Origin of the sequence: Pectobacterium peruviense (assembly GCF_002847345.1) — a bacterium.
GTDB classification, from domain to species: Bacteria; Pseudomonadota; Gammaproteobacteria; order Enterobacterales; family Enterobacteriaceae; genus Pectobacterium; species Pectobacterium peruviense.
The window spans coordinates 32,185-45,468 of the sequence record NZ_LXFV01000005.1; the positions used below are offsets into that span (position 1 = coordinate 32,185).

A 13,284-nucleotide genomic window follows, 5' to 3' on the forward strand; every position below is an offset into this window, starting at 1 on the left:
CTTTCAAACGTCCGTCAGACGTTTACGATCGACCTTACCGCTGCCAGTTTTGGGGAGCTTATCCAACGTCACGATGCGCCCTGGCACCATGTAAGCAGGCAAGAACTGATGCAGCTGTTTACGCAACGCCAGCTTGGTCATCTCTGAATCGGGTTTGTACTCAACGTAGCCAACCAGTACCGCGTCATCCCCTTCGCCCTGAAGTTTGACGGCCGCATCCTGAACCTGTTCGATCCGTTTCAATTGCGCTTCGATCTCCCCTAACTCGATGCGAAATCCCCGTAATTTCACTTGGTCGTCGAAACGCCCGAGATACTGATAGCGATCGTCCCCCAGCAACCGGACTTTATCACCCGTGCGATACATTCGCTGCCCAGACTCCATCTGCTGAACAAAACGATCCTGCGTCAGATCGTCACGCTGCCAGTATCCGCTGCTCAGCGCCTCACCGAGAATGCACAGTTCACCCACCATTCCTTCCACCAGAGGGTGACGATCGTCATCGATCACCAGATGTTGATAGCCCGCCAGCGTATTCCCCAGCGCGATCGTGTGCGGGTTCTCCAGTGCAGCGCCATCAATTTGCGCCATCTGCGACCAAATTGTCGCTTCGGTTGGCCCATAGCAATTCCACAGCATCTTGCAACGGCTGACCAAGCGCTGTGCCAGCCGCAGATCCAGCGCTTCGCCGCCGCATAGCGCCACCAGATCAGGTTTACCCTGCCAGCCCACTTTGAACATCATGCGCCAGAAAGCAGGTGTGGCCTGCAACACGTTGATTTCCGGTCGATCCTGCAAATACGCCGCAACCGCCTGCGGATCTTTGTACTCCTCATGTGTGGTCAGATGCAGCACGCCACCGACCCACAGCGGCGCAAACACTTCCAGCATAGAGATATCAAAGGCGAGCGTAGTGATAAGCAGCCAGTTCGCGTTATCCGTTAAGGCCAGCCGCTCTACGCTGGCATGAATAAAGGTTTGCAGCGCTCGCTGACCAATCACCACACCTTTCGGTTTCCCCGTCGAACCGGAGGTAAACATCATATAGGCTGCCGTTTCCGGCCCACCCGCCAGTGCCAACTGTACGCTCGCTGAAGGAGCACGCTCTGCATCCGGTAAATCACAGAGGTTGAGTATCGGGCAGTCAAACGTTAGCGATCCACCGGTATAACCATCCTGCAAGACCGCAGCCATCGCCGCTTCCTGCTGAATCGCCTGTAGCCGCTCACTCGGAAAATCCGGTTCCAGCGGCACAAACGCTACCTGAGAAAACAGGCAGGCGAGTAGCGCCGCTACCGTGTCAGGCTGCCGACTGAGATGCAGCCCCACGCGCTGACCGGCAGTGATGCCCTGCGCAGCTAACGTCTGCTGAATCAACGCCACACGTTGCAGTAGCTCCCGATAGCTAATTGCACGTTCCTGAAAACGGATCGCGACACGATCCTGACGCGCATCCTGAGCAAGTCGCATGAACAGTTCGTCATGCAGTGCACGCGCCAGCGGCCTGTGGGGTAACGGCGCCACCAGCGGGCTGAGGCGAATTTGCGCCAGCCGCTCCCAGCGCTGTGCCAACAGGCCATCGAGTAGCCGCGTGAGATGGCGCGCAATACGCTGAAGCTGCTGATTATCGAGCTGTCCATCAGGCGCGGTCAGAATTAACCGATCGTTCTGCACCTGTACGATCAGCGCCACTTTTTGCACGGCTTCAGGTAACGACGCCACATCTCCCGCAATTAGCAGGCTGCTAAACAACGCATGCAGGGTTTCAGCGGTCAGAACCGCTGGAGCAGACTGCGGATCACACGACGATCCCACCTCTGCGATCCACTCGCTGACGAGACGATCGCGCTGTTGAAAATGAGCGATCAGCGGCCTCACGTCGTCAGGGAGATCGGACGTAACGAACGCCGTACAGACCTGTTCTTCACCACTGTACTTGTACAGCAGCCAGCCCCACGCCACGCACACCAGTGACGTTGGATACTGGCGAGACAACTCACTACTGTGGCGCTGTTCACCCTGCGCAGCACCCACACGCTGCCCAAAAGCTGTCGGTTGCTGAATATCTGCCAACAGATTTTCAATGACATCATTACTCCCTGTCATGACAGCGTTTCCTCATTGGCGGTAGCCTTCGACCGTGCCAGATATCCACTCAGCGCCTGCGGTGAAGAGTAGCGCTGCAATAGCGCCACGCTCACTGGCTGCGCTAGCGTACGGCTCAGCGCCTGTGCTAGCGCAATACGCTGGAGCGAATCGACACCACTTTCACACAACGTACGTGACCAGAGGCCGGGCTCACCGAGATGTAGCGTTTGCGCCCACACGCGCAGCAGCGCTTGGGCAAACGGCGTATCAGGCTGGCTAATACTGCTATCCGGCACGGTTTTCTGTGCAGCCACCGAGCCTGTCGCTTTCTCATGCCCGATAATCTCGGCTGGTTGCTGCGGCGCGCTATTGATCAGCGCCACCACTTCGTCATGCCAGCGCATCAACACCCGACGCGCCTGCGCGCTGTCCAGCGCGTCTGCATCAAACTCAAAGCGCAGCAGCATGCAGCCCGCCTGCTCACGCACCACCAGATTCAGCGGCATTTCTACCTTTTCATAGGCGGCTGAAAACTCGGGATATAGCCGATGCGGATCGTCAGCGCGTTGGCCCTGCTCCGCTTTCGCATCTGGATAGTTCTCATAGATAAACAAGCTGTTGAACAGACGAGAACGTCCAGCCGTAAGCGCAATCAGCGACTGCGTGGCATGCTGATTCATCGCCATCAGTTCATTCTGCAACTGCACCAGATGCTGTTGCAGCGACACGGGCTGCTGCCAGCTCAGCGCCAACGGTAGGCTGTTGATGTACAGACCCACACTGCTCGCCACGTCCTCCACCGGACTTTCCCTGCCCGACAGCACGTTCCCGACAATACTGACCGCATCGCCAGTCGAACGCGCCAGCAGTCGATGCCAGGCGTATTGCGCGATAATGCTGTGCGTAACGCCCACTTCACGGGCAAAAACGGTTAGTGTCGCCTGATCCTGTTCGTTCAGGCTCACGCTGGTGACCTGCGGTTCAATCTGCGTCAGATGCTGGTTGAGATCGGCGCGTTTCCCCGCAGCCGCAAACAGCACGCCCACATCGTTCGTCTGTGCCAGCAGCGGCTGCCGCTGCTGCCAAAAGGCATCGACGGCGGGCTGCTGCGCCACAGCGTGCAATGCATAATCCACATAGGCGCGATCTACCTGAATCGCTGGTGCTTCGCTGTGCATTAACACCTGTCCCTGCATCAGCATTTGATAATCGCGGTGTACCGCACCCAGCAGCTGTGGCCCGCTCCAGCCATCGATCACGCTGTGATGACAGCTCAGAAGTACCCGATAGTCCTGCTCGCCCAAACGGAAACAGGCAATGCGCAACAGCGGCGGCTGTGACAAATCAAATCCGGTGCGTAAATCCTGCTGACGATAGCGTTCGATGACTGCGAGCGGATCGGTATCCTGCATCAAATCCTGATAATAGAAAGGCAGATCTGCCTGCTTCACAATCATCTGGATGCTGGCAAACTCGCTTTCCAACGCGGCACGCAAGGCTGGGAAACGCTGAATCTGACGCTGCCACGCCTGACGATAGCCTTCCATATCCAGCGCCTGCGCATAGCGAATCGGCGTTTGCAGATGGTAAGCATCGTCCTGTGGACAGCGCAGGCGGTGGTACAACATTGACTGCTGAAGCGATGACAGCGGCAACAGTGTGTCGATGTCATAACGCTGTGACAGGCTGTCGAGCTGCGTCTGGCTCAGATTGACGGCCGGGAAATCGCTGGGGGTAAAAACAATTCCGTGGCTCAGTTGCACCAGACAGGCTTCCGTCAACGCACGCAGATTCTCGGTCAGCCGCGCCATCAGGCGTTCGCTGTCACGCTGGTTGAGGCAACCAACCTGGCGCAGCGTCAGCTGTCCGCCCGTAATACCACCGTGGAGACTGATAACCTCTGCTGGTTTATTCTCCGGTGATACGCAGCATCCCGGCGCGATGTCCACAGGACGCCACGTACCCGCGGCCTGAACCGACAACCCAAGATAGTTGAACACAATCGGCGACAGCGTCAGCGAATTGCCCTGCGGGTGATGGTAGCGCAGCGGATTAAACCCGACGCCTTTATCCGGCACCTGACGCAGCCGTTCCTTGCTGGATTGAATCAGAGAAGCCCAGTCTGGCTTATCTTGCAGACACACCGGATAGGTGCTGGTAAACCACCCGACGGTGCGGCTGACATCTAGCGTCGGATCAATCGCTTCGCGACCATGCCCTTCCAGCATGATGCGTGCTTTATCGCCCCAGCCGAGATCGTTTAGCGTGCGGGTCAGCGCCGCCAGCAGCAAATCGCTGACGTCGGTGTTAAAGGCACGATTGGCCTCGCTCACCAGTTGGCCCGTGGTTTCCGTATCCAGAGTCAGAATGGCGGCGCTGGCATGGCCCTGTGGATCTTTCGCCGCCAGTAGCGCCGTCAGATCTACGCCGTCTTCCTGCGCCTGCCAGTACGTCAGCTGTTCCACATGCTGTGTGGCGTAGTGTTGCAGCGCCGCGCCCCACTGACGATAGCTGGAGGTTTTCGGCAGCAGCGGTTCACCGAGGTACAACCGTTCCAGATCGTCAACCAGAATGCGCCAGGACACGGCATCAATCACCAGGTGGTGGAAAGCGAGGAACAAGGCGGTATCCGCCTGTGGATGGTGCCGCACCAGCGCACAGGCCATCGTTCTTCCCTGCGCAGGATCGAATTCACTCTGCAATACGGTAAATGCCTGTTGCAGGCCATCGTCGCCAAGCTGGCGATAATCCAGCGTCGGCAAAGCAGGGCAAGGCACATCCGCCAGATAGCGTTGCCCTTCGGCATCACAGGCCAGACGCAGTGCATCGTGCTGTGCCATCAGCGCCTGCAACATCGTGGCAAGCCGTTCGGTATCCACGTCCGGCAGTTGGATCATCGCCGCCTGATTCCAGTGTTCAGTACGTGCCAGAGATTGCTCCATGAACCAACGCTGAATCGGCAGCAGCGCGAACTCGCCTTCCAGCGTGCCCTGCTCCGCGACAGTGCCTGTGTCTCGATCATTCTGCGCCAGCACACGGCACAAACGCCGCACACTCTTCGCCTCGAAAACGTCTTTCACCGTGCAGACATAGCCTGCACTGCGCAGTCGGGTGGTGAGTTGAATACTGAGAATGGAATCGCCGCCCAAGCGGAAAAAATCATCCTCAACGCCCAGCGGCGTATTCAGCACGCTGCGCCAAATCGCCAACACGTCCGCTTCCAGCGGATTGTCAGCTTCACCGTCACCCTCGTTTGCTTCCAGCACCGGCGGCAGCTGTTTCATATCGAGCTTGCCGTTCGGCGTCAGCGGCATGTCTTCCAACAGCATTAGCCGGAAAGGCACCATGTATTCCGGTAGGTACTTTGCAACATCAATCAGCACGGCGGCAGGTTCCGGCGTGCTGCTGTCGGCTTTTACCGTAGCATAAGCGACCAGCGCCGGGCGGCTTCCCACCTGCGCCACGATGACTTTAACCTGCTTCAGCGATGGACAGACTGTCGACAGCTGAGCCTCGATCTCACCCGGTTCAATACGGTAACCGCGCAGCTTGATCTGCTCATCAATACGGCCACAGTATTCATAGTCACCGTTGTTCAGCAGTCTGGCCTTGTCACCCGTGCGATAAATACGCAACGTTGCCGCGCCTTGCCCCGCATTGTTCACATCGTTTAGCGTGATGTGCTCGAAGCGGCTGGCAGTCATCTGCGGCTGATTGAGGTAGCCACGCGCCAGCCCAAGCCCCGCAAGGCAAAGCTCGCCCGGCACGCCCGCCGGACACAGCTGTCCGGCCGCATCCAGAATCAGCGCCTGAATATGGGTGAGCGGTTTACCGATGGTGACGGGCTGGCCTTTACGCAGACGGGTACTCAATGCCGTGACGGTACATTCCGTCGGCCCGTACATGTTGTACAGCGCCACCTTATCGGCCCAGTTTTCCACCACCGCGTTCGGGCAGGCTTCCCCGCCCATGCCAATCGCTTGAATGCCGTTAACCTGTTTAGGGTCAAGAATCGACATCAGCGCCGTCGGCAGGATCAGGTGCGTCGCACCCGCCTGTTCGGCCTGCATAATTGCGCGATCGTTAGGTTCACCAAACGCCAACGTTCCGCCGCTGCTTAGCGGCAGCAGCGTCGTCATGTTACCGGCATCAAACGAGAGCGACATGCAGTTGAACATCGTGCTTTTTGGCGTGAAATCGATGCGATCGCGATGATCGTCCAGCAGATTGATCAGCGAACCGTGTTCGATCATCACGCCTTTCGGCAAGCCGGTCGATCCCGAGGTGTAGATCACCTGTGCCAGTTGCTGTGCATGACGCGGAATTGCAGGGGGTTCATCACCCGGCAGATCCTGCCACTGCTCGACAACCGCAGGATCGGTCAGATCGATGCGCTGTTCGGCTGACCATTGCGCCAGCTGTTGCCCATCGCCGCCGAGAATAACAGCAAGATTGGCATCGGTAATAATGTGGCGCAGTCGCTCAGGCGGATAGTCAGGATCCAGCGGCACATAGGCTGCGCCTGCTTTCCAGATGGCCAGTAGCGCAATGACAAAATAGCGATCGCGTTTCGCCAGCACGCCAACCAGCGACTGTTCGCCCAGCCCTTGACGGTGCAGCCAGTGCGCGAGCTGGTTAGCCTGCCTGTTCAGTTCGGCATACGTCAGCGTGTCGGTGCGCTGCTCACCATCAAAGGCAATCGCCAACTGCTGTGGATCGCGCTGTGCCACGGCTTCAATCACGTCGGTTACCGTCAGCTGTGGCTGCGGATAGCTACGCGGCAATTGCTGCGTTTCCGCCAGCACAGCGGCAAAGCGATCCGTTTCCATCAACGGCAGATGCCAGACATCGGTTTCCGGATTTTCCACCACGGCTTCGATCAGCCGGATAAAGCGGTCGGCGTAATACTGGATCGTCTGGCGTTCAAACAGCGAGGTGGCAAACAACCAGTCCAGCCGCACTTCGCCCATCAGTTCCGTCACCTTGACCGAAATGTCCGTCTTGGCGGGCAGCACCGGCGAAGTTTCCTCCGCCGCATCACAGCCAGGGATCAGATCGTTGAAATCCACTTTGGCTTGATAAACCAGCATGACCTGGAAGATCGGGTTGATCGCCGTGGTGCGATCGGACCCGATCGCCTCACTCAGTGCTTCAAAGCGATAGATCTGATGATCGAAGGCTGAGAGATCCTGTTCGCGGCAGTATTGCAGGTAATCGACAAAGTTCTGGCTGTCCTGCAACTGGGTACGCAGCACGATGGTGTTAACGAAGAAGCCGACGACATCTTCAATATCCGGCCGCTCGCGATAAGCCAGCGGGGAGCCAATCACAATGTCTTTCTCGCCGCTGATACGCGCCAACATCAGGGAGAACACCGCATGCAGGCCAATGAAGTTAGACGTATTGTAGCGCTGACACAGGCGCTTGAATTTATCCCACAGATCGTTGTTGATCGCGGAGAAGATCACCTCACCGCCGCTGTTCTGGTGCGCCGGACGCGGTTTATCCAGCGGCAGGCTGTGTACTTCAGGAATGCCCGTCAGCCGCTCAACCCAGAACGGTTTGAATTCGTTGTGGTAATCCAAAAATGCGTCGGAATTGAACCAGTGTGCGTAGTCGATATAGTTAAGCTGGGTGGTCTCGACGGGATAAGGCTGGCGGTTTTGACAGGCCAAAAAGGCTGGTTTGAAGTCCGCAAACAGATTCTTCACTGACCAGCCATCGGAAATGATGTGGTGCTGGGTGATCATCAGAACATGTACCCGCTCGCTGATCTTTACCAGCCGCACGCGAGTGAGATCGCCCGCTCTGAGATCGAACGGACGGCTGATTTCCGCTTTCACCTGCTGCTGTAAACGCCCTTCCCGTTCAGCTTCCGGCAACCGTGAGAAGTCATCATGCTGTATAACAAACGGCTGATAGGCATCGATACGCTGTTCACCCTTACCCTGTTCATTGACCACAAAGCGGGTGCGCAGGCTGGCATGGCGCTGCGCCAGCGCGTCAAAGGCAAACTCCAACGCGGCCACATCCAGCGTGCCAGTCAGACGAAAATAGACCGGCATGTTATAGAGGTGTGATTGCTCTTCGTATTGTTCGATAAACCACAACCCGCTTTGCGATGACGACAACGGGCCAGACGTCGCATTCTGTGGTGTGATCGGACGGTCAAACGCCTGCTGCGCCGTCAGGCAGCGCACGATGGCGTCTTTGTTTTCCTTAATCGTGCGCCCAATTTCTGCCGTGATCGCCTCTTTATTGGACTGCGAAATCAGCTGTCCTTGCGCATTTAACGCCAGACGCACACCCTGCCGTTCCAACTGCTTTAACAGCGTTACGATATCTTTCATGACTTGTCACTCTCTCAGCAAATCAGGCCGTTAGCGTTGCCCCGCCATCCACCACCACGTCCTGCATGGTGATGTGGCTGGCCAGATCGGAAGCCAAAAAAACCACGGTATTGGCGATCTCTTCCGGCTGAGCAATCTTGCCCAGCGGAATCCCCAGCTTGTACTGGTCAGGAAAGCCCGCGATAGTGCGCTGTTCCGCATCGGTGCTGTGCCACATACCGCGCTGCATCGGCGTATCCGTCGATCCTGGTGACACCAGATTGCAGCGCACGCCGTAAGGCGCCAGCTCCAGACCGGCACAGTGAGACAGGCTGGTGAGCGCCGCTTTCGAGGCGCAGTACGCCGCCATCTGCATGCGAGGAATATGTGCGGCATTAGAGCCGACGCAGACAATCGCGCCGCGACGCTGCTGCTTAAAGTGCGGCACCATCGCGTTCAGCAGATAAAATGCGCCAGAGGCATTGACGTTGATGCACTGGTGCCAGTCGTCCACGCTCAGCGCGTCGATATCACCTAAACGCAGAATCCCGGCGGCGTTGACCAGAACGTCGAGCCCCGTTTCCGCCAACTGCTGACGACACACCGCCGCCACGCTGTTCGGTTCGCTGATATCTAGCGTCACGCAGGTAAACCGGCGCTCGTTATACGGGGAAGCGTTATGTTGGAATGCGCGATCGAATCCGATCACGTTCGCGCCCAGCGCGACAAACTGGCGGGCAATGCTTTCGCCAATGCCGCTCGCCGCGCCGGTTACCCAGACGGTCTGCCCGCTGAAATCAAACTGAAGAGGTTGTGCCTTGTTCATCATTTTCCCTACCACACCATTTCCACGCTGTTTTCATCCTGTGACAGCCTGTCGTCCAGATAGCGGCAGAAGTCGCTGAGCTGTGGATGATCGAACACATCAGAGACTTTGATGCTGACGGAAAACTCTGCGGCCAGACGATTGACGATCTGGATGGTCTGTAATGACTGTCCGCCCAGTTCGAAGAAGTTATCCCGCGATTGAATCCCCGACACACCGAGGATCTGCTGCCAGATGGCGCTGACCCGATTCTCGGTGTCGCTGGCTAGCGCCTGCGTCGGTGCATCATCGTGATATTCCGCCAGCAGACGCTTGCGATCGACCTTGTTGGATCCGGTTTTCGGCAACTGATGGAAAGCACGATAATCAGTGGGGATCATGGCAGGCGGCAGTACGCTGCTCAGGTGTTGCTTCAATGCGCGGGCATCGATCTCGCCCTCTTTCGTGGCGATAAACGCCACCAGACGTCGCACCCCGTTGGGGTAAACAATGCCCTGCACGCAGGCTTCATCGACTTCCGGTTGCGCCAGCAAATGGGCTTCGACTTCCCCTGGCTGAATCCGATAGCCGCTGATTTTAAATTCGTTATCCATGCGCCCAAGGTACAGTAGCTGTCCTTTTTCCAGACGCACTCTGTCACCCGTACGATAAGCCGGAAGATCCCGATCGCCCACTGCTAGCTGCGTAAACGCCGAGTGTTCCGTGCCGATGTAACCGGCGGCCAGCGTTGGCCCCAGCAGCACCAGTTCACCTTCCGCCGCAGGGCGATCGCCCACCGCCAGAACCAGCGCATTTACTCCTGCCAACGGCAGACCGATAGGGAGCTGCGCCACATCAGCAGGCTGGGTTTGCAGGTCGCAACTGGTCGCCACCACAGTGGTTTCAGTGGGGCCATACGTGTTGATTAAGCGCAGCGTGTCCGGCGCGTGGCGTTGCCACTGCACCAGTTGTTCGGGATACACGGCTTCACCGCCGATGATGATAGCGCGCAGTGCCGAAGGCATGGCCAACGTGCCAGTTTTCAGCCCCACCACCCATTCGTTCCAGAATGCGGTCGGCAGATCGAGTAGCGTAATCGCCTGTGCGTCTACCTGTTCGACAAAGGTGGGAATCGATTCCAACATTTCATCGGTACGCAGCACCAACGTCGCACCGCTGGTCAGTGTGGCAAAAATCTCTTCGATGCTGGCATCAAAGTTAAACGGAGCAAATTGCAGCACGCGATCCGCTGCACGCAGGCCATAGCGCTGACGTGCCGCCGCCGTGAAGTGATCCAGCGCGCTAGCACCGATCTCCACACCTTTGGGCAATCCGGTCGATCCCGAAGTGAACATTACGTAGGCAATCTGGCTTTCTCTCGATTCCGCCATCGGCAGCGCCACAGCCTGTGCGTTAGATGACAGAAGATGCCCCGCCAGAACGATTTCACCGGAAAAGACGGAGGCCAGCCGATGCTGGTAATCCGCCTGCGTCACAATCGTACGCAGCCCGGCAATCTGGATGATGTGTTGCTGACGTTCGCGCGGCTGTTCAGGGTCAAGCGGCACATAAACCGCGCCGCACTGCATCACGGCCAGCAAACTGATAATGGTTTCAGGGCTACGGTTCAGCATAATCCCGATGCGTTCGCCGGGTTGTACACCGCGCTCATGTAGCGCCGCCGCGGCCTGACCGCTCAGATCCAGCAGTTGCTGATAGCTGTATTGCCGATCGCGCTGCGCCAATGCGATATGACTCGGGTTTTTACGCGCCTGCTTGCCAATCGCCGTCAGAACCGGCTCAACAAACGGTTCAGGCTCGCGGCTCGTGATCAGCGCCAGTTCACGTTCTTCACGCAGCCAGCGTCCCAGCAGTTCGCCACTGGTTTGCTGCGGCTGCGTCAGCCAGCGCTGAAGCAGCGTGAACAGAGTTTCTTGCAGGCTGGCAAGCGCTTCTGCACTGTAACAGGCTGGATTGGCATCAAAGTCCAACACCGGCGTGCCATCAGGTTTGAAATGGATCTCGATCGTCAGATCTTCTACCGGCCCGGCACTGAGATTCAGCGTGCTGGACGACAGCGATCCGTAATTGAGCGGATGATCGAACGGCATGATATTGATCAGCGGCCCGAAAAGGCGCTGTTCGCCGCCAACGCGATTCAGGTCGCGGCGTAAATGCTCATAGCGATAATGCTGATGACGACGCAGCGTGCGTTTGGTGCGGGCAACCTGTTGCGCCAGCGCCACAAAATCCGCCTGTTCATCCACCTGAATACACAACGGTACGATATTCATCTGCATGCTCGGCACCATCAGCGAGGCAGAACCGATACGGTTCATCACCATCATGCCGAACGTCAGTCGGTCGCTGCCAGACACCAGTTTCAGGTGCGTCGCCAACATCGCTAAAAACAGATCCGGCCAGCTGATTTTATTGCCTTCACACAGCGCGGTCAGCGGCTGCCAGAGATCCGCAGGCATATCACAGCTTTGACGCAAAAAACGCGCGGCTATCGGTGCTTTCTTCTCGCTGAAACTGGCGGGTTCCGGCATCGAGTTCAACGTCTCTAGCCAGAAATCACGCGCCTGCGCCGTCTGCCCGCTGGCATCGCGCTGCCGTTCCTCTTCCAACACCTCACTGAACGGGCCAAACTCGGTCAGCGGTGCGGACTGCCCCGCCGTCAGCGCGGTGTAGATCTGGGCGATGCGTTGAAACAGCATCGTGGTGCCAAAGCCGTCTAATGCAATGTGGTGAACGCAACTGTAGAGAAAATCGCGTTTTTCACCGCATAGCAGCGCAAAGCGGCAGGGTAATCCGTTCAGTAAATCCAGCGGCAGAGAGATTTCGTCACGCGCCCACTGACGTATCGTCTGCTCTTCGTCCGTCATCGGTGCAGGCAACAGTTCTGCAATCGGCAGCACGCCAATCGGAACGGGCAGTTGCGAAGCCACAAAACCGATCTCTGGTTGCTCCGCATGTTCACCCGCAACCTCAATAAACTGGCAGTACAGGCACTCGCATTCCATCACGGCCTGACAGATCGCGCTCAGCATGGCGTCAATATCGACTTTGCCATCAAATGCAATGCACTCCGCCGTGTTGAACGTCGCCTTATCATCATTCAGCGCATGGCCTAACCACAGCCCGCGCTGCGCAACGCTCAACGGCTTCATAATGCGGCTCCCTGCTGTTTTTCGATCAGCGCCCACCAGGCATTCAGGCTGGGGTTACGTGCCAGATCGACAAAGCTCAGCGTAACGCCCTGATTACGCCATTCGGTCAGCAGCGCCATCATGCGCACCGAGTCCAGACCATAATCGATCAGGTTTTCATCTTCATCGAACTGATCTTCTTCTTCGTCGATCAAGCTCAGCAGATGCGCTCTCAATCCTTGTTTCGTCAGTGCCTGTGCCATTTTCTCTCCCGTAAGTTCTGCTGTGCTGACAACCCGTCCGGCGCGCGTAGCCACATATTTCAGCGCCATCAGGTGTTCCTGAAGTGAGAAATCTGCAATCGCATCGCCCACCATGAAGGGTTTGATATCGCGCATGAAGGCATCCGTCGCGGTAATCATGCAGCCGATATGCCCGTAAACGCCGCAGATCACCAGCTGATCTTTGCCCATTTCTTTCATCATCGGTTCCAGCGGGGAACGATGGAATGCGCTGTAGCGCCACTTCACCAGCACCGTGTCATGCTCATCCGGAGCCAAGGCACTCACAACACGCTGTTTCTCAGGATGATTATTCAGTCCTGCGCCCCACATATCATTCAGCAGCGCACGATCAGCGGCGCTCTGCGCGTTAGGCTGCGCGGTATACACCACCGGGATCCCCAGAGCTTTACAGTAGGTTCTCAGCGCCGAAATATTCTCAATCAACTGCTGTGCCAGCGGGCTATCCGCACCATAGAAATTCACGAAATAGTCCTGCATGTCGTGAATCAGCAGCACCGCACGTTCAGGTTCAAACGCCCAGGAAACTTTGTTTTCTGGGAAATCCTGTGCGCGCGGCAGGGGATAAGAAGCAATAGAAGGGATTGCCATCACAAAATCCTTATTTA

The 13,284-nt window shown here is 57.3% G+C and carries 5 protein-coding genes; all 5 read right to left on the bottom strand.

Annotation, left to right across the window (positions count from 1 at the left end):
• Positions 1–3 precede the first annotated feature (3 nt).
• From A0G03_RS04340 to A0G03_RS04360, 5 genes are read right to left on the bottom strand one after another with little or no spacing between them, the layout of a single operon-like run.
• The gene (locus A0G03_RS04340; protein ID WP_048258522.1) at positions 4–2,106 is read right to left on the bottom strand and encodes an amino acid adenylation domain-containing protein; all 2,103 of its coding nucleotides are present in this window, start codon (positions 2,104–2,106) and stop codon (positions 4–6) included.
• Positions 2,103–8,438 (bottom strand): non-ribosomal peptide synthetase, encoded by a 6,336-nt coding sequence (locus A0G03_RS04345; protein ID WP_048258521.1) that lies wholly within the window; start codon positions 8,436–8,438, stop codon positions 2,103–2,105. Before A0G03_RS04345 ends, A0G03_RS04340 begins: the two co-directional genes overlap by 4 nt.
• A gap of 22 nt (positions 8,439–8,460) precedes the next feature.
• Positions 8,461–9,246, bottom strand: coding sequence for a 2,3-dihydro-2,3-dihydroxybenzoate dehydrogenase (gene dhbA / locus A0G03_RS04350; protein WP_048258567.1), 786 nt, complete (start codon positions 9,244–9,246; stop codon positions 8,461–8,463).
• 5 nt (positions 9,247–9,251) lie between these two features.
• Positions 9,252–12,395 carry a non-ribosomal peptide synthetase gene (locus A0G03_RS04355; protein ID WP_048258520.1) on the bottom strand — a complete coding sequence of 1,048 codons (3,144 nt, stop codon included), beginning with the start codon at positions 12,393–12,395 and terminating at the stop codon, positions 9,252–9,254.
• Complete coding sequence (locus A0G03_RS04360) at positions 12,392–13,267, bottom strand: isochorismatase (RefSeq protein WP_048258519.1); 876 nt, start codon at positions 13,265–13,267, stop codon at positions 12,392–12,394. The genes A0G03_RS04355 and A0G03_RS04360 overlap by 4 nt, the downstream gene beginning before the upstream one ends.
• Positions 13,268–13,284 lie beyond the last annotated feature (17 nt).